This window comes from Rhodococcus opacus B4 (assembly GCF_000010805.1).
Lineage (GTDB): Bacteria > Actinomycetota > Actinomycetes > Mycobacteriales > Mycobacteriaceae > Rhodococcus_F > Rhodococcus_F opacus_C.
The window spans coordinates 80,390-105,366 of record NC_012520.1 but is presented as its reverse complement, the minus strand read 5'-3'; the positions used below and the strand labels follow the sequence as shown (position 1 = coordinate 105,366).

Sequence of the window (24,977 nt, the reverse complement as noted above, 5' to 3'; positions counted from 1 at the left end):
GCGCGGTCGATGCGGGTGATGGCCACAGGCGAATCGGGAAGTACCGGTCCCCGGCGCACCCGGTGCCGGGGACTGCCGGCCGAACGGGTCCTTGGGACCGTCCAGCCGTCAGTTCCCTTTAATCCGCGCCGTACAACTCGGCGGTGTAGTGGACCGCTCCCCTTCGCTGTGCTTCGTCCCAGTCGACGCCCATCGCATCGGCCAGATGGTGCAGATCGCCGAGGAAGTCCCCGAAGACCGTCATGGCCTCCTCCTGATCGGTATTGCAGATTCGGGCGTAGGTGATCAGCCCGTCCCCTGCCCGCAACGCGCGGACGCCGTTGTCGTGGACCTGAGAATCGTCGTCGTACTCGTAGGTGAAGTTCGGTCGGATCCTCCCCGCGAATGCGGCTGCCAGCTGGGCTGGTGAGTCGACGTCCGCCAGTCGTTCTGCGTGGTATGCGGTCATGATTTCATCGGACATTGCGTAAATCCCTTTCCTTTTGAGTTGCTACACAGCGGGAGTGCGGTGCAGCGCGGCCAACAGGGCGGTATTGGTGGCGTGCGCGGTCGAGGGTTCGGTGTTGGCGAGTACCTCGGCGCTCGCGTCATCGATGACGACGCTCATGTGGGCGCGGTGGCGGGAGAGCATCACGCAGGCGCGGCCCGGATCGAGGCTGAACGGTTCGGCGGTGCGGTATCCGGCCAGCGGATGCAGCACCACCACAGCGGCACGCTCGAGCCCTTGCAGTGAGTTCGCGGTGCCGACCAGCACGTCCGGGTGATCGGACAGGAGGGCGCGGATCGCCGCCGCCTGCGTCACGTGGGGAACCACCACCGCGATATCGGCGGCGCTCATCGGTCGCTGGTCCTCGGCGGTGACCAGGACGGCGTCGAGCAGCTCCCGCGCCCGCTGTGCGCACGCGGTCACCAGCGCCGGATCGGACGGGCCACCGCAGACCGTGACCGGGCGGTGCGCCAACTCGGGCACGACTCCGCCAGCGTCGGTCAGGTGCTCCGGTGGTCGTCGGGAGGTAAACGGCAGGTCGGGGTAGAACAACGGCCCGATCAGGGCGGTGGTGTCCGCTCCGAAGCGCCAGGTGTGGCGCAGCCGGACCACGCCCACAGCGTCGCCGTGTGCGGCTTGCAGCGCGATCGGTCCCGGCAGGTTCGGGGCGGTATCGCTGCCGTCCCATCGCGACACGTCGCCGGTCACCACCGGATCGATCTGACCGGGATCGCCCACACAGACCACCTGCCTTGCCATGGCGCCGAGTGCGCCCAGATCGGCGTAGGTGCATTGCCACGATTCGTCGACGATCAGCACGTCGGCGCCGACCCGGTCGGGGTCCGAGAACAGCCATCGGGCGGTCGTGCCGATCAGGATCGCGCCCACGTCGCCGGGCCACCTCACCTTCTGCCCCGACACCGCTGGCGTCTCGCCGCTGTCGGGTTTCGGCGGTTTCGTTTTCCACATCAGTGCAGCGCGATCGGTGAGGGTGCCGAGGCGCCGCGCAATCTCCACTGCCTGTTCGCGGGTCTGGGCCGCGATGCCGACACGCAGATCGCCGCGGTGCGCCAATGCCGCCGCGAGCAGGGCAACCAGTCGGGTCTTGCCCGCACCGGGTGGCGACGGGACGACGACGGCGGGATCACCGGACCACACCGAGAACAGCACACGTGCGGTGATCGGATCGGACATGATCTGCGATCCCGGCCACTGCGTGAGCGACGGCGCGCTCGGCCTGGGTGCCGGTGCGCTCGAGGGTGCCGGTTTGGGGATATCGGGTCGGGGGGCGAGGATGCGCATGACGGTGCAACCTTTCACGAAAGGTGATGTGAAGCAGGAGTTTTTGGGTTGTGGTGCAGGCTGCCGGGGCTAGTCCTCTGCGCCCGCGATCAGCACGTCGAGGGGAACCTCACGCCGCGCAGCGACCGGTGTTTGGCCGGTGGAGAGCCAGGAACGGCGGGCACGGTAGAGCCGCCAGTATCGGCCCCGACCCGCGCGCATCGTCTGCGGGGACGGCGGCCCAGGCATCAAGCACACCCTTGCTCCCGGTGCGGGGGCGTGTGCGCCGACCGAGCCGAGACCGAGGACTAATTTTCCCTCTACGACCTGTGCCGAGGTGACCTCGACAAAGAACCGCTCGAAGGGCTTGTCCGCTGGGGTGCCCATCCAGCCGGTGACCTCGGATCCGACGCGTAACCGTGAATCGAGCCGATCACAGGTCACCGACAGCGATGCGTTGCGCCGACGCGACCCTTTCGGCGGCGGGGTCACCGATGCCACCCCGACCGCCACGTGCCCGGTATGGACTGCGCGTTGCCGCCAGAGCGGATCATCGAGCAGGGCGGCAGATTTCAACTCGGCGGCATCGCATCGGGTGCGCAGTCCCATGGCGGCGCTGGCAGTGTTGTCCGGACGCGACCAGTCATGCCCGGCCGTCGCTGCCGACAGCGCGCGGTCCCACGAATAGCGGTCGTCCTCGTGAATCGGCTCCAGTAGTGGTAGCAGCGGCCCGCCGCTGATCTTCGCGGCCCACTCATGCAAGCCGCTGACGCCGTCATCGCAGATGCGCAGCCACTGCCGCCACGTGGTCGCCGATCGTTCGGCCTCCGGGGTGGTGCCGAGGACGTACCGCGCCGACGACGCGGCCACCAGATTCACCACCGCCGACGTGCCGGGATGGTCTGCCCGATCCGCCCACCACGCCACCATGGCCGCCGCTCCGGCCACCTGCGGGTCCGGGTGGTGTGCGTGCGCCCGCGCCAGGGTCACCAGCGCGGGCAGGGTGCCGGTGTCGTCGGTGAGCAACGGTGCCGGGTCGCATCGCCCCACGATGGTGCCGCCGTGTGCGGCCAGCAGTCCCAGGGCATCCACGTCGCGGGCGCGTTCCTCGCGGCCCTCGAACCCGGCCACTGACACGGTGACGCTGCCGCCACGTGCCACCGCGCGCACCGCCAGCGCCGCCGTGGACGCCGCGAACGTGGTGTGCGTGAGCCGAGCGACCGGCGACCGGGTTTCGGCGGCATAGAGTCGCTGAGCGAGGTCGAACCATTCCACGCTCATGCAGCTCCCCGCTCCTCGTCGCTTCCCTGCACCGGATTCGCGGCACAGCGCCAACCGGCGCGCAGTGCCGTCGCCGCCGCATCGGTCGCCGCACCTGCCACTACCGCCGCGACCTGGTTCGCGGTGATCCCGGTACCGGCCAACACTCGGTCGGCGTAGCGGACCAGGTCGCCGTTTCCTGCCGCGCTCATGCACGCGCTCCCGCGCCGACCGGCACGTACACCGTCGATGCCCACGACGGTGTACGTGCCGCAGCCGTGTCGCTGCCGATCACCGCGCACACCAGATGCGACCGCGACGGGCGATCCGGCCACGGCGTATCCCCGTCCGTCAGGACGATCACCACATGCGGCTGCGGACGCGCAGCATTGGCGGCGTCGATACCCACCCGCATGTCGGTGCCGCCGCCGCCGATCAGTTTCACGTCCGCGATGGACCGAACCGGCTGCGCCGTTGTGCTCGACGCGTCACAGGCCAGAATCCGCACCCGATCCCGTGACACACCGCCAGCCCGCAGCACCCCGGCAACCTCACTCATCGCCGCATCCAGATCGTCTGCCGACATCGATCCCGAGGTGTCGACCACAATCGAGACCGTGATCGACGGGCCGCGCATCGCCGGAGCGACTATGCCCGGGATCCCGCGCCGCGACGGCCGCGAATACGTGTAGTTCGTCCGCCCCGCCTGATCCGCCAAGACGCGCCGGATCGCCGCACGCAGCAACCGATCCCACGCCACGGTCGGCGGTGCCAGTACCTCACCGGCCCACCGCACCAGCCCGGCCGGGGCGCTCCCCCTGCCCTTTCCCGAAGACTCACGAACGGCCTGCGCGACGTACCGCCGCACCAGGTCTGCCTCCGCGCCGTCGAGACCTTCGGTGACCTCATTCCCTGCCGCACCCAACTCGCCGGGCACGGCAGGGCACCCCGCACCGGACCCGCACCCCGGATCACCGTCGCCGTCTGCGGGTGCGTTCGGAGATGGAGAGGCAGACGGATCGACCAGGTTCGTGTAGTAGTCCTCCGCAATGCCTCCCGATGCGCAGCCGAACGACTCCGGGGTGATCACCCCTTCGGGCAGTCCGACACCGGCCGCGAGAAGGTCATCGTTGATTTCCGCATCGGCGGCGTAGTTCCACGCCAGGTGCTGGACCGGTTTCGGCAAGGACGCGGCGCGCGCGGCATGTGCCCGCAGCAGGTGCCCTACTTCGTGCAACAGGACCGCACCCGCCACCGGGACCGGCCAGGCGTTCGCACCGACCAGCAATGCCGGATCAAGATACAACCGCCACTGCGCATCCACCGCGAACGTGCCCAGCCCCGGCGCAGCCACAGGTTGCGCCGCGAACAACGCCCGCATGAAGTACGGCATCTGTTCGGCAGAGACCAACCGGGCCAACCGAAACGGGCGCAACTCGTCCGGGTCGAGTACCCGCACCGCGCTCACGCCGCCTCACCGACCAGACCCGCAGCCACCAACATCGGGGAGAACCGTTTCGCCGCAGCCGGAACCACAGCCTTGGCGGGCCGCGCCTTCGCCAACGTCCGCGCCGCAGCGCCCGCCACATCAGGTGCACCCGCTTCCGCAGCCGCGATCAGCGGCCCCCACGCGCTGCGCCACGCCTCGACAGTGCCCCGCCCCGCAGCCCACGCCGTCACACCCGACAGAACTGCCCACACCAGGTCCGGACGAGACTGCCAGTCGAACGCCGTTTCCGGATTCTCGATCACCGCCACCGGGTCGGGCAGATCGGCATTCCTGCGCCATTCCAGGAACTCGACACCGGTCCCCTCACCGATCAGCCCGAACACCACCGCATTGATCGCCGCGTTGTCGTCGTCACGCAGATGCGGCAACACCGCCGCCAACATCGCCCATGTGCGGCGCGACGGCCACGCTCCCCCGGTCTGCGCCGCCGACGACGGGAACGCGTCCAACGCTTCCGGGTTGCGCTGGACATATCCGGTGATCGAACTACGCACCAGCGCCACGCGCTGTTCGTCCGTCGCCACCGCACGCGAGGCGGGCGGCGTAGCCCACCCCGTCGCCATACCATCCAACCACTCGTCAACAGACGGAGTGAACTCCACATGGCAGAACCGATTCGCCAATGGCGCTTCCAGTTCGTACCCACCGGCAGCGCAATCGGGAGGATTCGCACCCGCAATCACCCGCGTTCCCTTCGGCAATTGCAGATCACCGACCTTCAGGTCCAACGCGACCGCGAGCATCGCCGCCTGCACCGCAGGCGGACTCGTCGTCAACTCGTCCAGAAACAGATAGCCGCCACCCTCGGCGTGAATGCGCTTCGCCCAGTCCGGAGCCTCCAACGTCACCCCGTGCTCACGCACCACCGGCAGGCCAGCGAAGTCGGCCGGTTCACGCAACGACCCGAGGACCGTCTCGCACAGCACCCCGTCCGACGCCGCCAACCCACGAACCAGACTCGACTTACCCATACCCGGACCCGAGATCAACAACGACGGAACACCAGCCCGCCCATTCGCATCCAACACCGTCACAGCAGTCGCCAAATCAGCCACAGAAAATCCTTCAGAGTCGAGCGAGTTGGTCAGTCTCGCTACCGAATTAGACTCCTCGATTATACGGTCTGACCTGCAGAAATAGGGGTTTTGCGCTCGTCCCGCGTCCCCGGCGCACCCTGTGCCGGGGACGCGGGACGAGCGCCCACCCTGCACCGCGCGGAAAGATCGTCTGCGGGCCCCGCGGAGGGATCAAACATCGCCGGCCGCGGCACAATCCTGTTTTCCGCCACGCCCCCGGACGAGCCGTTCGATCGAGACCTGATCTAAAGAGGAGAGGTTGTCGGAGGTGAGGTCTACGCTGCCGCTCATGAATCTGATTCAGCGCACCAGTCCTGAACCGCAGGCGTTCAGTAGTCATGGTTTCAAGATCCCGCGCCCCAGCGGTGAGCACAGCGCCCGCATCTGGCAGGCTGCCGAGACGTTCGGCAAGGACAGCAATGCTGTGTCCGAGGCGACGTTCCACGCGGTCGTCGCCCTCGAAGCCGAGGTGGTTGCCCTCCGCCGCGCCACAGGTACGTCTGAGTAACTTCACCGACCTGAACCGAAAGGCACTCACCCATGCTCCCCCGGATCCAGGAGTCTCCGACTCGCATTCTGTCCGCGACGCTCACCGTGTCCGATCTGCTCGACTTCCAGAGCACCGACGAAGCACCACTGCTAGTGGAGGTCGACACCACGGACGACGACGGCCGAACGTACCGTCAGAGTCATATCGTCGCCAAACTCTCGGAGAAGCACGACACCGTGAAGGGTCACCACGAGTTCACCATCTGCTTCGCAGACCCCACGCTTGCGGCGCACACGTACGGTCCCGAAGACACGGTGACCATCCACCGCATGTTCTTCGCGCCGTGACCGGGGGAGCAACCAAACCTTTGCTGCCGATCGCTCCTGGTCCTTGTGGGCAGGATCCGAGACTCATTGTCAATAAGCCTGGCTCGTCTCCCCACGCTGCATCTTTCTGGGGATTTCGCACGCTCGACGCGCGGACCTCATGAATATAGGGGTCGGTGTCATGAAATCTGACCCCACCCCACGGGCAGGCCGCCGGATCCTCGAATATCGCGCGGAGGCGTGCGCGATATGTACTCACACACAGGAGGCCGGCGCTGACAAAAGAGGAGGGAGACCACACAAGGTGGCGACCGCCACCAGTGCCGCGATTCCACGGACCTTGGTCCAGAAGGCCGACTGGCGGGCGATGTCGACCTCTTCGGCGCGCTCAGAGCGGCGCAGCTCCCCCGCGACCACGAGGTCTGCCTCAGCCATCTCCCGCGGCTATCGCGTCGTCCCTCTCGGCGTTGCCGCTCGAGGAGTGCCAACAGCCTGGGGTCGACTGGGGCGGTTCCGAGTTGACGGATCAGTTCGCGGAGCAGGCAACGGGGGGCAGGGTTGACATCATCATTTGTCCCCTGATTGCGGATCAATTTCGTCGAACTTGAGATTCCCCTCGCGTGCCGCCTTCGCGAACCGCAGAACGATCTTCGCGAACACGTCGTCGGGCGCCGGTCCGACGGTCTTGACCCACTGGTTGATCTCTTCGTCTGTCAATCGTCGCCCCCACCTCGATCAGCAAATCCCTGGGCTGAAATTCTCCGTATTGGCACACAACCCTGTAACGTGGGCGACAGCGCTCAACCTTTCCCAATGGATTGGCTAGGCGCTAGCTGCCCCCCAGCCGAGCTGGGGGGCCTTATCTTTTCCGTATGACAACGCCAGGCGCGCCGTTGCGAGTGACACTGTTGACCACCCTGTGCGTCGCCAAACCAACGTGACGCCACATGTCCGACGGGCAGACCTCAGCCACCTTCTTGCTCGGAGGCATGTACGTTCTCCAACCTGCGTACGCCACCATGTCCGCTGTCTGGATTAACTGCGAATTATGCGATGCCCGCGACACAGGATCGTCCAGGAACAGCGTCCCCTTTGACCTGATCTGGCCAGAACCGTAAGCGCTGCCCGCGGTCAAATGCCGTCGGGCCTTGCGAAATTCTCTTCGCACCGCATGGTCCTCACCCTCGTCATGAAGGATCATAAGCGTCGACTTCTCTTTGGTGCTTGTGCGCTCCAAGCGGTTCAACAACGTTTCCCACGCCATGTGGAAACACTCCTGACCAGAGAGTTTGGTTGCCTCCTTGTCGACAACCACGGTGAATGCGCGTGCGCCGATTTCATGGAGCATCTTCAGATGGCCGCGGTAGACGAGATGCCGAATGCCCGGAGGCAACGCGAGAGCCTTCAGCGGGCCTCCGCCGCGGATGAGGTAGTTCGCCTTCAGCTCCCAGCGCTGATTTATCCCGTACGTCTTGGACAAACGCCGCCGAAAGTCGAGCATCTTGTCGAATGCTTCCGGCCACTGCGAGTCGTCGATCAAGACGCAACCGAGCGCGTAACAGTTGGTACCGCCCTTGGCGATCAATCCAGTGTCACCGGTCTCATCGATGTAGGCCATCAGCACCAGGTGATTATGCCGATCGTGACCGACAGCGATCATCACTGGGTTGCGCAGATATCCGAAGAGTGAATGGGAGGCCACGGCGGTCACCGGCGGCATGACACCCTGTCCCACGAGACTTCAAGCTCTCCGACGTCGGAAGGACCCGCCACACACCATGCCCATTTGAACTCTCTGGCTCGGCGCCGTGCTGGTCGTCGCTGGTCAGGCACCCAGATCACACATCGGGCCTCGGCAGCCCGAGCCCTCTGGCTGCTCGCCGTGCTCGCCTTCGCGGCCGCTGCCGTCGGGGCGGTGACCGTGTCGAGTTCTCGCTGCCCCTGCTGCTCACCGTGTTTGTCCCGATCGCGGCGACCATCGCCCTGAGCGTGGTCACCAGTGATCCGAAGAAATCCGTGGCCTCGAGAAGGGACGCCGAATGATCACAGCGATCTGCGCTATGGTCCTCGGTGTACTGCTCGGGGGATCGGACCTGGTTGACCGGTGGCGCACAGTCCAGTCGAAGCGGGTGCGTATCGCCTAGATCGCCACTAGTCTCGACCGCTTCCAGTGGTTGGTGCTCGAGGACCTCGCTGAGGGACGCCACCAGTTCCTGTACCGAGATCGCAGACAGGGGAACAAGCAGGTCATCGCGCTCATCGCAGCCCAAGAGCGCGCCACCAAGGTCGGTATCCCCGACGAACTGGCGGTGTACCGCCTGGCCGACCAGATCATCCGAGAACGGGACAAACAAGCCCATGCCCGCTGATCGCGGCAGCGTCCACACCGACTCCGACCAAGCGCTGCCGCACCTGGCCACCGATGACGTCTGGGCAGATTCGCACATCATCACGGCGGCCCGCACCGGAACGAATATTGAGCTGCAGATCCACACGTCCATCGCACCGTTCGGCGCCGCGGCCGAGGCGTGGTTCCCCGCGGCTACCGGGTTCACTGTCACCGTCATCGTGCACACCGTCGATGCGCAGACGGGCGAGCCCCGGTATTTGCCGCCCGCCGAGCCCGCCGAGTGGGCGCGGACGATCTTCTCCACCGTTGACGCCCCGCACGGGTACTTTCTCGGCGCCGTCGACCCAGCGACCGGCGTCCACCGGGGAAGTCAGCTCGCATATCGTCTCTACCTCGACAGCACTCGACGCACAATTCCCGTGCCCCGTCAAGTGGTCACCTGCCCGCACTACCTGCTCGCTGCCCTCGACGGCCGAGCCGAGGTCACCATCGATACCACCGCTTGACCAGCCGAGCGCCGCCCGCACGTACGTCCCTCCTGGTGGACACCATTTCGACCATGAGGAGATGGGGGCGGTCGGATGGTGAGTCGACTATCACTCACAGCTAGAGAGGTTTTCAGAAATGCCGCGCTTCTACACCGTCGACCGGAGAGGGACCCTTCACGAGGGACTGTCGCTCGGGCTCACCCGCTTCGACGACGTCGAACCGACAGCGCTGCAACAGCACCTCGACGTGCTGTTTCCCGATGGCGTTGCCGCGCACGGTGAGATTAACTTCGTCAACGCGGCCGCTCAGTTTCAAGTCACAGATCATCTGATCGAGCTGATATGGGAGAACGTGCGTCGGGCACACTTTCCGACCGCACCGTCTCGTTTTCAATCTGCCTTCGCAGTGGACACACTCGACGAGGCCCGCGCCTTCCGCACTGCCTTCGATCCGACTGAAGCAGCGAAGATCTGGCAGGTGGAGACCGATCACGACGGATTCCGGGCCAACATGGAGCTGCTCCGCGCCCCTGGCACCGCTCTGATGACGTCGTATCACTCCTATTGCTACTGGTCCCAGCAAAGCCCGGACCACGAGGTGCCCGTGACATGGGAGGTACTCCTGAGTCCACCTATCCGGGTTCTCGGCCCCGCCGAATAGGTTGTAATTGGGCGGTTCAACGAGAAGCGGAGCGGACTACCCGGTAAAGAGGTGCGCGGTCAGTCGCGACGCGAGTTCTTCCCGTGTGTCCTCGTCGCCGGGGTGCGAGTAGACAGGGCTGATCGGGCGACCGGCGTCGATCATGTCCTCGCGCGCTATCTTGACCGCCTCCGCACACTCGCGGAGGGCTTCGGCGAACTCAGCCACGAACGAGGCGTCTGTGGAGGGCGCCGCGTCCACGATGGCGTCGGAGAGGGCTTCGAGGTAGCGGACGGACTGTTCGAGGAGATCACGCATGCGATGACCGTAGCGCGGACGGAAGGGCCGTGTCACCGATGAATTAGGTTGTGCAGTAACAGCGGCGCCGCCAGCGGCACCGCTGAATCATAGCGAACTGATTCCGCATCGGGCGTGTCACGGCGTGTCGCTCGGGCCAAGGCGAGGAGTGATTGGGCGGTCGCCATCGCGGCGAACCTCCTACAACCGGCCCCGCTCGGGTCCACGGCCATGCTGGATACACCAACCCTGCCCACATTCGATTGAGCACCGACACCACCAACCGTGACGGGCAAGGACCCGAGCGACGCTGGTCAAGACCACCGAGCGTCACACGCTTCGGTGTGTCCGCCGACTACACATCGGCACGTCCGGCTCGGCTCCGCTCCCCAGAACAGGGCGACCACCAACCCCAGAACACCTACACCGCAGGCCAATGCCACGCCGAGGATGAACGCGTCACTCATCGCTTCCCCCCCATTCGCCGGTTCTCCATTACAACAGGTCCCATCAGCCTCCGGCTCCGGCTGCGTCGGCGACATCCACAAGTCCCGCTCGTCATGCGCGCGCGAGCAGCAGCGGGATGCTCAGGCTCCGCCCGCGCCCACCGCGTCTTCTGCTTCGGCAAACTCGCTGTGCCATAACAGGTCTCCTGCCAAACGTGGCGGATGAATGCCCACCCGCCGCGCAAGTCGGCGAAACTGTTGCGCCCATAGTGACAGCAGGTCGGCCGGGGCACGACCCGATCCCAAAGGTACCGGGCGAGTTGGATCGCTTTGGTGCCTCGCCGCCCTTCGGCCTGGCTGGTGTGTTCGAAGTCCATGGCCATGGCGGTCACCGGCGACGCTTCGGGTATCGCTTGCGGCGCTCGGCCGCGGTCAGCCCACCCCAGATCCCGAACCGCTCATCGTGGGCGAGTGCCTCGGCGAGGCAGGCCTCGCGAACCTCGCAGCCCGCGCACACCCGTTTCGCGGGGCGGCCGTTCTCCCCCGTTTCGGGGAAGAACGCTTCCGGATCGGTCACTCGGCAGAGCGCGAAGTCGCGCCACTCCGGAGCGTCCAACTCGATCCTGGGCCGTATGTCGGTATCGGTCATCTCGCTCATCTCCCTTTTCCCGCAGATGGTGTCTCGGTGAGGCGGACGGTAACGCCTGACCTGGACAGCTCCACACGAACTCGCACCTCCGGGACGCCCACCAGGTTCCAGCGACCAATCCGGGGCCAGTCCGATTGGGTTGTCTGTCATATCCGTGGTGACCTCTCCGGCGAAGTGCGAGTTGTTTTCACTGGGAGGAAGATCCGCGGCGTACGTGGTGAGTGACATCGCGTAATGGAACGTGCTCGACGAACCATCAACTACTCATCAGGGCAGGTGGAAACGCCGCTCCGACCTAGTTCTCGGCCGGTCACAGTCCACACCAACCCATTCCGCGACACCCGTGACCAGGACACCGGTCCCACACCGCTACTCTCGATGACGTCGTCCGCGCCACAACCGGCACGCATATGGAGGCTGACCACGACCCTGTTCACAGGGCGCCCGTCAGCCAGGGGAGAAAAGGGAAATGAACGATGATCATTCGCAGAACCACGATTGCTGCCGTGACTACCTGCACCGCACTGGGACTGACCCTGTCCGGGTGCGGCAATGGCGACGAACAGGCCACTCCCACTAGTCAGACCGCTACCTCGGCAGCGATGACCACCACTGGATCTACGACCACGACCGCAGCAACCAACCGGACCACGATCTCGTCGGATAACTCGGACACCATCGGCGGAACCGCTCAGACTATTACCGCCGCCGACGTCACCGCCCGCATCGAGGTGAAAGAGCCCCAGCTGATCGAAAAGACCTCCATGGGGGAGCCGCGGATACTGTTGTTCCCGATCGTGCTCGACGTCGACTCCGGAACCCTGAACGCGACATCGACCAACTGGAAGGTCCGCACACTCAGCGGACAGACCATCACCGGCGATAATTCCTGGGGCAACATCCCCACCGCGATGGGGAACAACGCCCTCGACGGTCACGCCGAAGGCCTCGTCCTGTTCCCCGGAATCGGGGACAAGCTGACCGACGACGTGTCGATCGCCGAGGTCGCGCTCTATCCTCCGAACGGATCGAATACCCCACTTGCTCGCTGGACGCTGCCCGAACCGGTCGCTGTGCCCGACCTCCCGCGTTCCGAATAGTCGGCGAACCGCACCACGCGGCGGCTCATCGAGGTAGGTGGAGTTGCCGCATTCGGGTCGGGTGCATGTACGGCGGCCGCAGGCCAGCCAACCCGAAGCCGGCCGATTCCGGTTCGGGTCGATCGGGCAGACAGGCCGGTGGTGTGGTGCGCCCGAGAGTGCCGTCGCTATGTAGGTGCGCCGCCGCCCACCGGTCGGCGGCGGGGCAGTGTTCGAACTCCCACCTCAGGACCCGGCCCTCACCATGGGCCCGTTTCTTGCCGATGACATCCAGGCCACCCAGGATCCTGGCGACGGCGTCGAGATCTCCGACTCCGCGCCAGGTGACCGTGCGAGTGCTGGTGATCATCAGGGGCATGTAGCGGGCCCGGTAGCGGCCCTGTCGATCCGAGATCACCGCCGGCAGCGTGTGACTGAGTTGCTCGAGCCCGCGGTGATCGGCCCGCGACGCCCAGTGCCGCACCACGGGATCACCGGCCGGGTCCTCGGGGAACGAGCACGTCGCACACCAATGCCAGTCCTCGCCTGCGAGCTCGCACCGAGCCAGTGGCAGCGCGAGGTCGGGCGGGGCGCACTCGGGTGTCAGCGCCGGCACATACTCGACTCGGTCGAGTGCCGCGGCCTTGTGATCGGCCCACAGTTCGGCGGCGAGGATCCCGTCGAGACTGATTCCCCACGGCGTCGCGTGCGCCAGTCCCGACGACAGGTGCGCCCGGACAACGAACGGTGCCATCTCCTCGGTGCCCGTCATGTCAGCCAGCACAACGCTTCGATGACCTCATCACGCAGTGGTGCGAGCTCGACGCGCCAGTCCACTGTCTGTGGGTCCGGGCCGGCCAACACCACCCGATCCGATTCGGCACGGACGCGTCCGTGACCTATCGCGCTGCGCCCTCCGAGGAATCCGTCACGCGCGAATCTGCCCCACACATCGGTGAAGAACGAGATTTCGAGAGGGGTGGCCCGGTCCAGCCGTAAGAACGTTTCGAAACGGGTTCCCGCAGGAAGTGTTTCGACCTCGAATCGCATCAGCATCGACGAGCCGACATCCTTGCCGGCTCCGCCCCCCGCGGAGGATTCGGGGAACGTCCGGGTGTCGGTGTCGTCGAATCGGCTGTAGCTCTCCAGGGAGACCAACTCGAACTGACTCATCAACCGGCCGTCATATGCCCGGGTCATGATCGTCTCGGTCTCACGCACCCGCGGGACCACCTTGCCCACCCTCAGGCAACCGTCGATCGGTGGCTGACCTCCGCCGTTGCCGCCGAACACCCCGATCGGGGGAACCAGCTCCCGCAGTCGATGCCGCCGACGACCGGTCAGACCGTCGCCGGTGACCTTCGTCAGAGAGCCTCCGTTGCGTAGCGCGTGCGCCGCCGAGAGCGGGATCTGCCCTTCGTAGCCGATGACATCGCGGAACAGCTCCTCAGCGATCCTGCGCAACCCGCCGCGTAGAGAGTTTCCGGACACGATCGGCACCAGCACCGGCCTTCCGTCCGGCTGGATCACCGGCTCGCGCCGGAACAGTGTCGTCGTCGTTCCGGAGTCCTCCCCCTTCTGGGAGATCGAGGACAGCGCGGTCAGCTCGACATCCCAGCGCACCGTCGACCTCATCATTTCTTCGTTCCCGAAGTCCGAGCGGCGGCCACCGCTTCGGCGACGATCCGCGTGCGCAACACGTACGAGGTGGGACGCTCACGCAGCAACGTCAGCACCGGCTCGGACTCCTCACGCAGCAACGTCGCCAGCTCCAGCCGCTGGTCGGTGTTCGTCGGTTCCGATTCGAGGGACCGGGAGACCACCGACCACCACCGGTCGAGATCGCCGCCACCGATATAGGTGGCGACCCGAACACGGTTCGGCAGGTGCTGGGTCCAGTACGTTTCCCGCCGCCGGCCGATCCATCCCGAATCCCAGTCGATCCCGTAGTGCAGCAACAGCAGCAGGCGTTCAGCCGTTGCCGCCGGACCCTCGAGCGGCGGCAGCCCCGCCGGTGCGGCAGCGAGCCATCGATCGGTCGGGCTGGTCATTTCGTTCCTTTCGCACTCGCCGACACGGTGGCTCGCAGCGCAAGCTCCCACCACTGCCCGACCTGGCGGTACGGGGCGAGACGATCCCAGTCCGCGAAGACCGCCGGCCACCGCCCGGGGGCGATCGTGGCGAGCACCGGATACGGGGCCGCAGGCTCGGCGAGCATCCGGGCCCCGAACCCCAGCGCCCGCAGTCGACGCATCGCTGTCACCGCCGCGACATCACGCGACGTCCAGGGCAGGCACGTGTCCTCGACAGCAATCCCGCCCCACCGCGCGTGCGGCAGGATGTGCTTTCGGCCGGGCCGCAAGGGCACCACCACGGCGGTATCCGGATCAAGTGGCCGCGACAAGATCCGTTCGAGATCCGCCGCGGTCACTGCCCTCATCGCTGGTCGTGTGGTGACCACATGCATGCTTCTGCGCAGATCCGGGTGCCGGTAGGCCCAGGCGCAGGACGTGCACAGCCCACCTTCCACGGGCGCTTTCCAGCAGTCGTAACCCGTGAACGTTCGGGACACCACCTTGGTCACCGCCTCCACCCGAACCGGGGACGCCGCGCATCTCGCACACCGGCCCACCCTCGCCACCTCGACTACCTCGCGCGTCTTCGTCGACGCGAATGCCGCGGCGACGACGTCCTTCCGGCCGGCCACTTCGCACAGTTTCCCCACACCACACTCCTCACATGCCCAGGCGACTTCAAACGCCCCTACGACTGGAGGAAGATCTACCGGGCGGACACTGTGTGACAGAAGCTGCGAGATCTCGATACCGACCGGACACCGTGAAGGAGGACGTGTGGCGGGCAAGCCCGAACCCGACGGCCTGGACCTGAACACCCTCCGGGCACTGCGCCGGCCCCGCCGCGACCTCGCAAAACTCACCGGCCGCATCGCCGGGCACCTCGACGACCACGACGGATACCTCGCCTTCTCCGGCGGCAAGGACTCACTCGTCGCACTCCACCTCACCCTGCAGGTCGAACCGAACATCCCCGTCGTGTTCTTCGACTCCGGCCTCGAGTACCCCGAGACCTACACCTACATCACCGCACTCGCCGACACCTGGAACCTGAACCTCGCACCCCACCGAGCCGACCCACCACTGCTGACCGTCCTCGCACAATCCGGCGAATGGGACCACCACCAGCCCACCCGAGCCACGAGCCAGAAACTGCGCGACATCCTCATCGGTGCCCCCTCCCGCGCGGCGCACGCAGCCCACGGGCCAGGAGAAATCTGGGGCGTACGCGCCGACGAATCCCCGAAAGGGACCGGCCGCTGGTCGCTGTACTACAACGCACTCAGCAGCCACGTCACACGCATGTGCGACGGCTGCTGCACCAACACCACCGAGCAACGCCGACACCACGGCGGCCTCATCGACCGAGCCGACGGAACCCGTGTCTTCGGGCCCGTATGGGACTGGAACACCGACGAGATCTGGACCTACATCGCCCACCACCAGCTACCGGTGAACCCCGTCTACGGCACACTCCGCCGACTCGGCACCCCCGAAAAACACCTACGGGTCTCCCACATGCTCGACGGCGCCTTCCTCGAACACGGCCGTATCACCCGCCTACGACGTGGGTGGCCGACACTCTTCGAAGAACTCGCCCACGTCCTCCCCCGGATCCGCGAATTCGTCTGATAGCGAGGGGGTATCACGGGACCGCGACAAGAGCGAGAGAGAGAAGTTAGCGCGGTGTCGCGTCGCTTGTGGACCTCCGCCGACCCAGCCACAACCGGTGTCGCGACTGTGGTTTCCGCCCCGACGCTGCGGAGAATCTCGTGATCCCACAACGGACGACTCATGTGTCGTCCCATTCGAGTCCGAGCAGACGCATCGCCTGGACAAGGTCACCGTCGTCGGGTGCCACCGGCACCTGATCCAGTGCGGTGACGTGGGGGCTGACCACCGGGTCACCCGGTCGCTCGTAGACTGCCCACAACCGCAGCCCGTCACCGTGTCGCGAGTCGAACTCGACTCCGGTGATCGGACATCCGTCCGGACCACCAAGGGTGTTGATCCACTTGGAGATTGCCTGCGTCAACGCCCGCGGGCGGCCGTCCCGAATCGCGGCGCCGTCGAGATCATCGAGTCCGTGCCGGATCGCGGCCGACCGAAACCCGACACGCAGCGTGGCCAGCGTCTCCGGGTGCCCGGGGACCGCGAACCACCCCGTCAGCGCGCCGTGGGCGGTCATGCGAGGCTCGCACCACGACCGTGGCACCCGGCCGGGTTCGACCGTGGGGAATGCGGCGGCATCCTCGTCGTCGACGACGATCTCGTCCAGATCTGCGATCACCTGCGCGCTCGGCCGGGCGTAGGCGAGGACCTCCAGGTAGCAGGCCAATCGGCTGGCACCCACATAGAGGGTGCGCCACACCCCGTCCGGGTCGTCCCACCGGCCGGTGAACCGGCCGTCGGTGGCGTACACCCACGGTGTCCATTCCCACGGCGACGGCGCGAACCCGACCCGATAGACCTCGCATCCGTATCGGTGGGCGCACCACATCGACCCTTGCGCCGTGGCGACGAGGGCATGGTCGAGCTGGGTCATCCGACGGCGGCGAACTGCCGGGCCGCGGCGAGGACCTGCGGGCCGACATCGGCGAGTTCCCCCTCGCGCAGCAACAAGGCGGGGGCGCGGTCGTCGAGGATCGGATTCAAACCCTGAAACCAGGCCTGCGCCACCGCCGGGGTGTCGCGGGCGGTGATCAGCCGTGCCGCCCGGTACGCGATCCGCAGCCGTTCCACATCCGAGTCGCTACCGATCGTCCGTGTGCCCTCCGCCCACTGGCGCACTGCCCGGGTCTCCTTGACCCGACCCAGATAGGCGACCAGCTTCGCGCCCAGCAGCTCCCGCAACGCGGTGACCAGCTCGGGCTGGGACATACGGGCGGCCTGGTTGTACGCCTCCAGATCCGGCCGGGGATGTGCTGCGGTCATCACGAACCACCTCCAGATCCCAGGGTAAATCACAATCACGATCGCAGCAAGGACACCAGCCAAGAGAACAGACTCAGAAGCAGATGACTCGGTGGACTACAGCGGCAAGTGGGAGGTAGTGGCGGGGTCCACGGTGGTGGATGGCGCCGAGGTGCCCTCCGCGATGCCGAGCAGGACGGTGCGCGCGGCCGCGGCGTCGCTGCGGGCTCGGTGTCCGCCATCGAGCCGAATGCTCTTCTCGGTGCCCTCGGCCTGCGATCGCATCCGCATGATGCATCCCCACATCTCGGGGTCGGCCAGGTGCGCAGGGTCGAGACCATGCCGAGCACAATCATGGAGAACGCGCCCCCTGTCGAACTCACTGTGGTAGCTGAGCGTCACTCGCCCAGTGGTCACCGCAATCAGAGCCTGGTGGACCGTAGACCAGCCAGGTGCGCCAATCAGATCGGCCAGGGCAATTCCATGCACGGCATAAGCGTCCGGGTGCATCGGAACGTCGCCCGGATCGACCAGGGTATCGAGCAGTGGATTGCCCGTGGCCGCGTCCAAAACGCAGATTTCGATGATGCTGCCGTCCAAATTGGTCGATTCAACGTCCAGCACCGCTGCCCGGCCGGGGACGAGCATGCCCCGTGCCCACTGCTGCGGAGACGTTTGTGTACTGGTCATGCCACTTCCTTCTCATGATCATCGTGACGGCACCCTCTGACATGTGGTTCTCACTCCGGCACCTATGCCAGCCCGGCGAAGTTCCTGGTAGCGCTCGGGAGCCGTCTCCCGACAAGGATCGGGACGACGGCGCCCGAGAGGCTGGGGCCACCCCACCGGACAGCTTCCTAGCTGTAGGAATGCTCAGGTTCGCGCTCGCTGGAGATCTGCCCGTCGGTGCTCGGCGGCTGATCGCCTCCCTGCGGTGCAGCAGCATCTGCGACGTCGGTCGTCTCAGTCGCGTCCTTACTGGCGCCACCACGCGCGGCCTTACTGGAGGCGTTCTTCCGCTTCTTCGGGGCGGTGTAGCCCATGGCTGCGAGCTCTTTGGCCGTCCATCCGCCTTCGATCGCGTTCTCGTGGGCCGTCCTGATTGCATCTACAGCTGCCTCGCGTGCGGAATCGAGTGCGGCAAGCTCTTCCACTGCTTCCCCGATGGCTCCGACAAGCGCGACTCTGGTTTCGATTGCCTTCTGCGCCAGTGCTTCCGCATTCTTTCGCGCGGTCTCGATTGCCTTCTTGTGGGCTGCTGGCGTAATCGTCATGTGTCACTGTCTCCTTCGTCTCTGCGGTCGTGCCGCACGTCGCGACACGACTTTTGACCGGTCTGGGTCTATAGTGGCGATCGTATTGTTCCGCTTCGGGATCAAGCACAGGGCACTGTCCCCGATGGTCACAGGAAGCGGGCGGGCACCATGTCCGAGCGCACGGCGCTGATCTGGATGAGCTCCCCGGTCTGCGGTGCTTCAAGCATTCTTCCGCCACCGAGGTAGATCGCGACGTGGTTGGCCCCGTCTGCCTGCCAGTTCCCGAACAGCAGGTCACCAGGCTGGGCTCGGTCCATGCTGATCTGCTGGCCTGCCCGGAACTGTTCCTGTGAGGTTCGCGGCAAGACCTTCGTGCCGCCGGTACCGATGTAGTAGGCGAAGCGAGTGAGCCCAGAGCAGTCGTAGCCGGCGGTAGCTCCTCCGGTGCCGTCGCCCATCGACGGTCCGGTGAGAAGGCCTCCGCCCCATTGGTAGGGCAATCCGATCGCACGCATCGCCGCTTCGATGACCGCACGCGCGAACTCGAGGTTGCGGGGAAAGCGGGGATCGAAGGTCAGATCGCTGACTGCGGTCGGGGCGAGCATTCCTGTCAGGGAGGGGATGCCGGCCGCAGTGGTGGGTGCTCCGCTGACGACAGGAGACAGGAATAACGGATTCGTCTCCTGCTGCGGAGTCGATGACGGTGCCTGAGCTGCGGGTCCCGCTGGGTCGGCGACACCGCCGGCGGGCCCGGGCTCCGGACTTGGGGCGGGCAGGACCACCTCGGGAATCAGACCCTGAGCCTCGGGCGGGAGCTGTTCCCTGGCCCCCTCAGCGGCATCCCGGACTTCCGGTGGAATGGCGTTCTCGATCTCGGCTTGCCACTCGTCGGGCAACTGCTCCTGCGCCTGCTGCACGGCCCGGGCCGCGTCGTCGAGGTAGGGCTGCGGGTCCGGGACATACTGGGCGAGAGCTGGCGGTAGTTTCTGTGCGACCGACGTGACGCTGTCGGTGATCGCGGGGTCCACTCCGCCGCCCTGGGCAGCTGATGCGCCGGCCACTGCGACGCCGATGATGATCGATGCGAAATCCATGATGTCTCCTAGCCGAGGGTGTGGCGGCCAAGGGCGGAAGTATTGTCTCGATGACCGCGAGGGTGTCGTGCGATCAGGACAGTAGAGATGGACCTGTACAACTCGACCGAACTCACAACCGGGGCAACCCAGTCGGGCATCCACAATCGGCCAATAGGGCGTAGAGAATTGGACCGGATGCGGAAGATCAAATAGGGTGTGGGTACTGAGAATGCACTGGGTGAGTCGGAGGCACACCATCTTGTAGGTGGCCTCCGACTTTTCTTTCTGCTCACAGCCCCTTGCCATCTCGTCGTCCGGTATGAGCGTCTGCGCCGGAGCCCTCCTTCCCTTGCGTTGTGTCCGTGGTCGGATCCGCATCGTCGTGTGGCGCGGCTTTCACCACTCTGAATTGCGCGGGCGCAGCGAAGATATCGGGATGAAAGGTCAGGTCGGGGCGCCGGTGGCGCGGCTTGTCCGCAGTCATGACTGTGTGTTCCTTCCCGTGGGTTGAATCTGTCTCGAACCCCCCGCCTCGACTCGTCATGGCGTCTCGTGATCGACGAGTTGGACGACCAGGCGCTCCCCTGGTGGCTGTCCGGGTCGCTCGTACGGCACAAAATGAGCCCCCACCACCTGTAGCTGCATTCCTCGTGGCAGTAAGTGGTGCGAGTTGTCTACGCGGGAAGATTGCCCGTAGTACATACCCCGGTCGGTCTGGATCTCGAAGACGACATCGGTGGGCCGGGCGGTCGAGTCCAGTTCGTGCAGCGAATGGGTTGCTGCAGTGAACCGGTCGAAGGACAGGACCGTCCCCGGCGATAGCGTCGAGGGCAGATCTGACGGGTTCACGACCGCGTTGGGGATGCTCACCGAGGTGTACACGAGATGACCTCGTCCGGATGCGCGTTCGTATCGTTGGATGGCCCTGTCCACTCGTTGGACCTGCTTGCGGCGAGCATCGTCGAGCTCGACAGCGTCGCCGGCCACAGCGGAGAGGGCGTTGTTCGTCTCCCGCCAGGTCTTCGGGTCCGAAGTCAACGACGCCAGCGCCGTGTACTGAGTTTTCGGCATGGCGTCGAGGACGCGGCGCTTCGCCGCGGATCGGGTGTTCCGTTGTCGTGCCGAGAGTGTGCGACGGAGTTCGATCGCCGGTGGCAGCTGGGGGCGTAGCCGAGAGTTTCCGATTGCCGCCGGCGTGGGCCGTGGATAGGCGCGGTTGAGGTCCCGTTGCGCTCGGGTCAATCCGGGTAGGTTCTCGGTAGCGGTGTCGAGTTCTCGTGCTCCGCTGCGGAGATCGGCTCGGGTGTCGTAGGCGTGCTGCGAGATCAGGGCGCCTTCCTTGCGGGTGGCGACGTCGCTGTCGCCCCGGTCGGGATCGAACACACCGTTGCCGCGGTCTGGGCTGATCCGGTCATGGCTGCGGCCCATCAGTTGCGCCGATCGAATCCGGTGACGTCGCCGCGCAGCTGGGCCAGCGCCTTTTCCCGCGCCTGGTGTTGATCGGCCAGGTCGGTGGCCAGGTCACCGATTGCCGACGCTGCGAGGTCATCATTCGCCGAGTTGACCAGCAGTTCTCCGAGCGCCGGTGCGTGAGCGTCGATGCGACCGAGAGCCGCAGTACCGTCGATGGAGTCCTGAAGCATCAGTAGGTCTTGGTGATATGTCCACAACGCTGCGACCCGCCCGATCAGTGATTCTTTGGCCTGTTCGAACCACCGTCGCTGCTCGTGGTGGGCGGCCCGAGCCGCGTCAGCCTCGGCACTGACTCCCCTCGTGGGTTCGCCGACGCTGGCCCGGAAAGTTGCCAGCTCACCGCAGTGGCAGAGAATCATTCGGAGTTGGTCCTCGATGTCGAGCCGGATGCGGTGGATGTCGAGGTCCTCGTGACTCCATGCCGGCACTTCACGAATATCGTCGACGATCGCGGACGCAGTCATGGCCAGACGAAGTTCGAAGTAGTCGCCGCCGGCCGAGACGTAGGCATCGAGCTTGGCAATGCTGCCGCGGATCATCTGCTTGTCCGCCGCGGTCAGTCTGAGGGGATCGCGGCGGATCCACCACCACATCGCGAGGACCTCCACACCTGCAGCCGCGGAGATGAATACCGTCAGATCTGTGATCGGAGACTGAAACAGCGGATTCATGTTGAGTAGGACAGGAATCATGCCGATCAGAACAGGTGCGATCACGACGAGGGGAATCTCGACAACGACACCGCCGTTCGTCCGCCCGAACGGGACCTGCGTGCGCCAGATATTCCGTCGGGGATAGGTATTCACGTCGTGGGCGGTAAAACCCAGCTCCGCTCGCCTTGCGACGATTGTGGCCGCCCTCGGCGAGAGGAGTTGTAAGTGGATGCGGTCGAGCGCCGTCAGAAACTGGTCGCTCTCAGGGTCGATCTCGACGCGGTCGATCATGTCCAGAACAGCGCGGGCCGCGGGGTCGCCCGCTTCTGCCGGGATCATCGGCGTAGCTCGCTTCGCCCGATGGGCCGCTGCTCGCTGACCTGCCGCGATTCGGTGTCATTCTTTCCGGGATAGGTCCGTGGATCTGGCCTCCCCGAGGGGTGATGAGGGAAACCGTCGAATGCTTCGACGGCGGTGTCGAACTGCGCATGATCGCCGGCCCACCGGATGTGACCGCAGCGGCAATAGGTGACGTCTTGCCATGGGTTGTAGGTCTTCGGTTCGTGATGCAGATCGATGCACCGGTGCCGCGCCCCGACCTGCACACCACACGCTGCCACCCGGTTCAGAACATGGCGTGTGTACGACCTCGCGCCGCGGTGAACGAGCTTGTCCGTCCGGTGGTGCGCCGGACCGGATGACAGGTCAACGTCCTGGTGAATACTCACCACTTCTCCCATCAGTGGTTGTCTCGTCAGGTCTGAGGCACGCGCAGATCTCACGCCCCGACGAGGTCGGATTTGGATCTGCGGGTGGTGTCCTGTTCGCGGCGCCCTACCGCGCGGCCGAGCAGTCGATCGAGACTCTCGCTCACCACGTCAGGGCGCTCGAGTCCGACCATGTGCCGCGCTCCGCTCACCGGGATCAGTTCGGCGAGGGGAAGAGCCGCCGCGAGTCGCTGTGAGTGCCCGATCGGGGTCACCCTGTCCCGGGTTCCACAGATGATCGACGCCGGCACCTTCGCGAGCACGTCGAGCGCCGGGGAAGCGTCGTAGATCCGCAGGTCACGCAGGAAGGCGGCCACGGTGGCGATCGGCGTCGCGTGGACCATCCCGTAAGACGTGGCGGCGGCACGGACACTTGCACTCGGAGCAAGCGGGCAAGTTGCGCCGACCACCGGCGACAAGATGCGACGTGAGAGATTCCAGCTGCGCCCGACGAGCCCTGGGGCGTGAGCTGATGCCGACCGCAACAACGTCACCGCCGGTGTATTCAGAGCGCGCCCGATGCCGGCGCCGGCGACATTGTCGACGGCGGTCGAGATCAACCCGACTCCCACGACTTGCGCGGCCGCGGCCTCTTGGTGATGGGCGACGTAGGACATCACGGCCATCCCGCCCATCGAGTGCCCGACGAGGACAATCGGACCCTGTGGTGCCACCGTGCGAATCACCGCATCCAGGTCCCGTCCAAGCTGGCTGATCGTGTAACTGTCGGTGTCAGCCGCGCCGGATCCACCATGGCCGCGGTGATCGAAGAAGACCAACCGGGCACGCCCACGCCAGACCATAGCCAGGTAGGCCCGTTGCGGTGCCCAGGCGTCCATGTGGAGACAGAATCCGTGCGCGAAAATCACAGTGACCGGCGCCATCTGGGATCCGATCTCACGCACCGCAAGAGAGGTGCCGTCGGCGGTGAGGACGAGGCGTGTGCGATCCCCGGGGGCCCTCATCGCTGGCCATCCAGACCTCGAGCCAACCATCCGCATCCATACTGGTCCGCGCGGTGACGCCCGGTGAGCGACTCTGAATGAAGGTGGCGGCGGATTTTCTTCGCATCCGTCGGGTGGATACGGCGAACCTCAACATTCATCGGTACCACTCCTTAGTCCTCACGACAGCAATTGCGAGGACCATAGGTCCGGACCTTGACTGCCCCACCTCGACCGCGAGCGATCGGCAACTCCGCCACAACAGACGCTCCTCCGTCGTAGGAAGTGCCACCACTCCCAATCATCTGGAGGAAGATCCACACAACTGGGGTTGTGTGACATGTCTTTGGACAGAACCGATGGGTCTTCATCCACAGGCCGACATCGCTCAGCATGATGTCCGCGCCCGGAACACCGTTGGGGCGGCGGCCGTCCTATTTGAAGGCCAGTCTGCCGGTCAACGACACGGTGGCTCCGCGCCTATCGACGGATCACCGGCCACGCCCCATCGACCGTCCTTCCCAGAGGGATCTCGGTACACACGATGTCCTTTACTGAGTAGGCGATCGCCCCGCACCGAGGGCACTGCCCGGGCAGCTGTTGGTGTCGGATCATTGCCCAGTGCTCGTCACACAGGAGGTAGTCCACGCGAGCGTCGAAGTGGCAGCAATCCTTGACGACCACCGCCCAGCGAGCCGCACGCACGAAGCCGACGGGGTCACCGGGGAAGTACTGAGGATGCTCCGCGCAGAACTCACACGGCAGTTCCGTCTGAACGATCGACGGCATCGGGGCGGATTGGTCCGCATCGTCCATACCGAAACACCTCCCAATCTCGAAACCAGTCACCCGGCCCTCGACACCTCAGCCGAAGAACACGTTCGATCGCGCGCCGATCACGGCATCACCACCCCGCTCAGACACTCAATTTCGGATCGGTGGTCGCCGATACACGTTCCGAAACCTGCTCGCCGCCGTTTCGTACTCATCCATCACGCGCCCAAACTTGTTCCCTCCTCGTACGGAACCGAAGCGAGAATCAGCAACCTCTGATCGATGGTCGCAAGCAACTCGTCCACCCTCTCCGCTGGAACGGGGGCTGGTTTTCCCCTCAGAAGGAACCACGCCACCAAGTTAATCGTCAACCGATAGACATGCCCGAAAACTAGACGCAACCCTTTGACGGCCTCCCGCAGCCGCTCGTCGCAATCTCGTTGTGAGTCCGAACCCTCGGTAGCAGAAGCAAGTTCGAGCACCAACTCGCGAATGCCGATCAGCTGCGCAGGCAGTGTCGGATCGGTCAACCGCGTCGCCCTATGTCCACGACGCCGAGCCGCATCAAGCTCCCTCACAGCTAAAACAGAGGCGACCGAAAAAATGAAGACGGTCACTCCAGCAACCGCCGCCCACATCCCCGTCGATGAGGGCGCGATCGACTCCC

Annotated in this window: 32 protein-coding genes; 7 read left to right on the top strand and 25 right to left on the bottom strand. The window is 65.6% G+C overall.

Features of this window, described 5'->3' with window-relative positions; translation table 11 throughout:
* Positions 1 to 118: 118 nt before the first annotated feature.
* The 6 genes from ROP_RS36470 to ROP_RS36445 all read right to left on the bottom strand — a co-directional run bounded on the left by ROP_RS36470 (position 119) and on the right by ROP_RS36445 (position 5,593).
* Positions 119 to 463, bottom strand: coding sequence for a hypothetical protein (locus tag ROP_RS36470; protein ID WP_007299928.1), 345 nt, complete (start codon positions 461 to 463; stop codon positions 119 to 121).
* Between the two features lie 27 nt (positions 464 to 490).
* A complete protein-coding gene (locus ROP_RS36465; protein ID WP_007299929.1) occupies positions 491 to 1,789 on the bottom strand; it encodes an AAA family ATPase in 1,299 nt (432 codons plus the stop codon).
* Positions 1,790 to 1,858: 69 nt separating this feature from the next.
* On the bottom strand, positions 1,859 to 3,049 hold the full coding sequence (locus tag ROP_RS36460) for a hypothetical protein (protein ID WP_007299930.1): 1,191 nt from the start codon (positions 3,047 to 3,049) through the stop codon (positions 1,859 to 1,861).
* Positions 3,046 to 3,240, bottom strand: coding sequence for a hypothetical protein (locus ROP_RS36455; protein WP_007299931.1), 195 nt, complete (start codon positions 3,238 to 3,240; stop codon positions 3,046 to 3,048). The genes ROP_RS36460 and ROP_RS36455 overlap by 4 nt, the downstream gene beginning before the upstream one ends.
* Positions 3,237 to 4,496, bottom strand: a complete 1,260-nt coding sequence (locus ROP_RS36450) for a vWA domain-containing protein (protein ID WP_012686792.1) — start codon at positions 4,494 to 4,496, stop codon at positions 3,237 to 3,239. The genes ROP_RS36455 and ROP_RS36450 overlap by 4 nt, the downstream gene beginning before the upstream one ends.
* Positions 4,493 to 5,593, bottom strand: a complete 1,101-nt coding sequence (locus ROP_RS36445) for an ATP-binding protein (protein ID WP_012686791.1) — start codon at positions 5,591 to 5,593, stop codon at positions 4,493 to 4,495. Before ROP_RS36445 ends, ROP_RS36450 begins: the two co-directional genes overlap by 4 nt.
* Before the next feature lie 310 nt (positions 5,594 to 5,903).
* Here ROP_RS36445 and ROP_RS36440 point away from each other — a divergent pair, with 310 nt between their 5' ends.
* Together ROP_RS36440 and ROP_RS36435 are read left to right on the top strand one after the other, a co-directional pair.
* On the top strand, positions 5,904 to 6,122 hold the full coding sequence (locus ROP_RS36440) for a hypothetical protein (protein ID WP_007299934.1): 219 nt from the start codon (positions 5,904 to 5,906) through the stop codon (positions 6,120 to 6,122).
* A gap of 32 nt (positions 6,123 to 6,154) precedes the next feature.
* Positions 6,155 to 6,451, top strand: coding sequence for a hypothetical protein (locus ROP_RS36435; RefSeq protein WP_007299935.1), 297 nt, complete (start codon positions 6,155 to 6,157; stop codon positions 6,449 to 6,451).
* A 234-nt stretch (positions 6,452 to 6,685) separates the two neighbouring features.
* Here the strand turns inward: ROP_RS36435 and ROP_RS36430 are convergent, their stop codons facing one another.
* The 3 genes from ROP_RS36430 to ROP_RS36425 all read right to left on the bottom strand — a co-directional run bounded on the left by ROP_RS36430 (position 6,686) and on the right by ROP_RS36425 (position 8,150).
* Positions 6,686 to 6,865: a hypothetical protein gene (locus tag ROP_RS36430; protein ID WP_007299936.1), complete on the bottom strand. Its 180-nt coding sequence runs from the start codon at positions 6,863 to 6,865 to the stop codon at positions 6,686 to 6,688.
* Between the two features lie 132 nt (positions 6,866 to 6,997).
* Entirely contained in the window at positions 6,998 to 7,147 is a 150-nt protein-coding gene (locus ROP_RS43650) for a hypothetical protein (RefSeq protein ID WP_007299937.1), read from the bottom strand.
* A 142-nt stretch (positions 7,148 to 7,289) separates the two neighbouring features.
* Entirely contained in the window at positions 7,290 to 8,150 is an 861-nt protein-coding gene (locus ROP_RS36425) for a DUF3800 domain-containing protein (RefSeq protein ID WP_148222645.1), read from the bottom strand.
* Positions 8,151 to 8,607: 457 nt separating this feature from the next.
* Here ROP_RS36425 and ROP_RS44485 point away from each other — a divergent pair, with 457 nt between their 5' ends.
* From ROP_RS44485 to ROP_RS36410, 3 genes are all read left to right on the top strand, one after another.
* Positions 8,608 to 8,799, top strand: a complete 192-nt coding sequence (locus ROP_RS44485) for a hypothetical protein (protein ID WP_231869096.1) — start codon at positions 8,608 to 8,610, stop codon at positions 8,797 to 8,799.
* Positions 8,789 to 9,286: a hypothetical protein gene (locus ROP_RS36415; protein WP_007299939.1), complete on the top strand. Its 498-nt coding sequence runs from the start codon at positions 8,789 to 8,791 to the stop codon at positions 9,284 to 9,286. Before ROP_RS44485 ends, ROP_RS36415 begins: the two co-directional genes overlap by 11 nt.
* A gap of 118 nt (positions 9,287 to 9,404) precedes the next feature.
* Positions 9,405 to 9,929, top strand: coding sequence for a DUF2441 domain-containing protein (locus ROP_RS36410; protein ID WP_007299940.1), 525 nt, complete (start codon positions 9,405 to 9,407; stop codon positions 9,927 to 9,929).
* A 36-nt stretch (positions 9,930 to 9,965) separates the two neighbouring features.
* On the opposite strand, the gene ROP_RS36405 is transcribed toward ROP_RS36410, so the two are convergent.
* Positions 9,966 to 10,226: a hypothetical protein gene (locus ROP_RS36405; RefSeq protein WP_007299941.1), complete on the bottom strand. Its 261-nt coding sequence runs from the start codon at positions 10,224 to 10,226 to the stop codon at positions 9,966 to 9,968.
* Positions 10,227 to 11,039: 813 nt separating this feature from the next.
* Positions 11,040 to 11,309 (bottom strand): WhiB family transcriptional regulator, encoded by a 270-nt coding sequence (locus ROP_RS36400; protein WP_007299942.1) that lies wholly within the window; start codon positions 11,307 to 11,309, stop codon positions 11,040 to 11,042.
* A 497-nt stretch (positions 11,310 to 11,806) separates the two neighbouring features.
* Between ROP_RS36400 and ROP_RS36395 the strand changes: the two genes are divergently transcribed.
* Positions 11,807 to 12,400: a hypothetical protein gene (locus tag ROP_RS36395; RefSeq protein ID WP_231869095.1), complete on the top strand. Its 594-nt coding sequence runs from the start codon at positions 11,807 to 11,809 to the stop codon at positions 12,398 to 12,400.
* Positions 12,401 to 12,425: 25 nt separating this feature from the next.
* On the opposite strand, the gene ROP_RS36390 is transcribed toward ROP_RS36395, so the two are convergent.
* The 4 genes from ROP_RS36390 to ROP_RS36375 are packed head-to-tail and all read right to left on the bottom strand — an operon-like array spanning position 12,426 to position 15,104.
* On the bottom strand, positions 12,426 to 13,151 hold the full coding sequence (locus ROP_RS36390) for a hypothetical protein (RefSeq protein WP_043827262.1): 726 nt from the start codon (positions 13,149 to 13,151) through the stop codon (positions 12,426 to 12,428).
* On the bottom strand, positions 13,148 to 14,017 hold the full coding sequence (locus ROP_RS36385) for an RAMP superfamily CRISPR-associated protein (protein ID WP_012686783.1): 870 nt from the start codon (positions 14,015 to 14,017) through the stop codon (positions 13,148 to 13,150). Before ROP_RS36385 ends, ROP_RS36390 begins: the two co-directional genes overlap by 4 nt.
* On the bottom strand, positions 14,014 to 14,430 hold the full coding sequence (locus ROP_RS36380) for a hypothetical protein (RefSeq protein ID WP_007299946.1): 417 nt from the start codon (positions 14,428 to 14,430) through the stop codon (positions 14,014 to 14,016). Before ROP_RS36380 ends, ROP_RS36385 begins: the two co-directional genes overlap by 4 nt.
* Entirely contained in the window at positions 14,427 to 15,104 is a 678-nt protein-coding gene (locus ROP_RS36375; protein ID WP_007299947.1) for a hypothetical protein, read from the bottom strand. The genes ROP_RS36380 and ROP_RS36375 overlap by 4 nt, the downstream gene beginning before the upstream one ends.
* 127 nt (positions 15,105 to 15,231) lie before the next feature.
* On the opposite strand from ROP_RS36375, the gene ROP_RS36370 reads away from it, so the two are divergent.
* The gene (locus ROP_RS36370; RefSeq protein WP_007299948.1) at positions 15,232 to 16,086 is read left to right on the top strand and encodes a phosphoadenosine phosphosulfate reductase family protein; all 855 of its coding nucleotides are present in this window, start codon (positions 15,232 to 15,234) and stop codon (positions 16,084 to 16,086) included.
* Positions 16,087 to 16,246: 160 nt separating this feature from the next.
* Here ROP_RS36370 and ROP_RS36365 read toward each other — a convergent pair whose 3' ends face one another.
* From ROP_RS36365 to ROP_RS36315, 10 genes are all read right to left on the bottom strand, one after another.
* The gene (locus tag ROP_RS36365; RefSeq protein WP_007299949.1) at positions 16,247 to 16,999 is read right to left on the bottom strand and encodes an RES domain-containing protein; all 753 of its coding nucleotides are present in this window, start codon (positions 16,997 to 16,999) and stop codon (positions 16,247 to 16,249) included.
* Complete coding sequence (locus tag ROP_RS36360; protein WP_007299950.1) at positions 16,996 to 17,388, bottom strand: hypothetical protein; 393 nt, start codon at positions 17,386 to 17,388, stop codon at positions 16,996 to 16,998. Before ROP_RS36360 ends, ROP_RS36365 begins: the two co-directional genes overlap by 4 nt.
* 96 nt (positions 17,389 to 17,484) lie before the next feature.
* Positions 17,485 to 18,057: a 3'-5' exonuclease gene (locus ROP_RS36355; protein ID WP_007299951.1), complete on the bottom strand. Its 573-nt coding sequence runs from the start codon at positions 18,055 to 18,057 to the stop codon at positions 17,485 to 17,487.
* A gap of 167 nt (positions 18,058 to 18,224) precedes the next feature.
* Positions 18,225 to 18,641 (bottom strand): hypothetical protein, encoded by a 417-nt coding sequence (locus ROP_RS36350; protein WP_007299952.1) that lies wholly within the window; start codon positions 18,639 to 18,641, stop codon positions 18,225 to 18,227.
* A gap of 128 nt (positions 18,642 to 18,769) precedes the next feature.
* On the bottom strand, positions 18,770 to 19,717 hold the full coding sequence (locus ROP_RS44930) for a C40 family peptidase (protein WP_007299953.1): 948 nt from the start codon (positions 19,715 to 19,717) through the stop codon (positions 18,770 to 18,772).
* Positions 19,718 to 19,988: 271 nt separating this feature from the next.
* Positions 19,989 to 20,183 carry a hypothetical protein gene (locus ROP_RS42910; protein ID WP_148222644.1) on the bottom strand — a complete coding sequence of 65 codons (195 nt, stop codon included), beginning with the start codon at positions 20,181 to 20,183 and terminating at the stop codon, positions 19,989 to 19,991.
* A 56-nt stretch (positions 20,184 to 20,239) separates the two neighbouring features.
* Positions 20,240 to 21,127, bottom strand: coding sequence for a hypothetical protein (locus ROP_RS36340; RefSeq protein ID WP_007299954.1), 888 nt, complete (start codon positions 21,125 to 21,127; stop codon positions 20,240 to 20,242).
* Entirely contained in the window at positions 21,127 to 22,116 is a 990-nt protein-coding gene (locus ROP_RS36335) for a hypothetical protein (protein ID WP_231869094.1), read from the bottom strand. The genes ROP_RS36340 and ROP_RS36335 overlap by 1 nt, the downstream gene beginning before the upstream one ends.
* A 487-nt stretch (positions 22,117 to 22,603) precedes the next feature.
* Positions 22,604 to 23,557, bottom strand: a complete 954-nt coding sequence (locus ROP_RS36325; RefSeq protein ID WP_007299957.1) for an alpha/beta fold hydrolase — start codon at positions 23,555 to 23,557, stop codon at positions 22,604 to 22,606.
* A 971-nt stretch (positions 23,558 to 24,528) separates the two neighbouring features.
* A complete protein-coding gene (locus tag ROP_RS36315) occupies positions 24,529 to 24,927 on the bottom strand; it encodes a hypothetical protein (RefSeq protein WP_148222643.1) in 399 nt (132 codons plus the stop codon).
* Positions 24,928 to 24,977 lie beyond the last annotated feature (50 nt).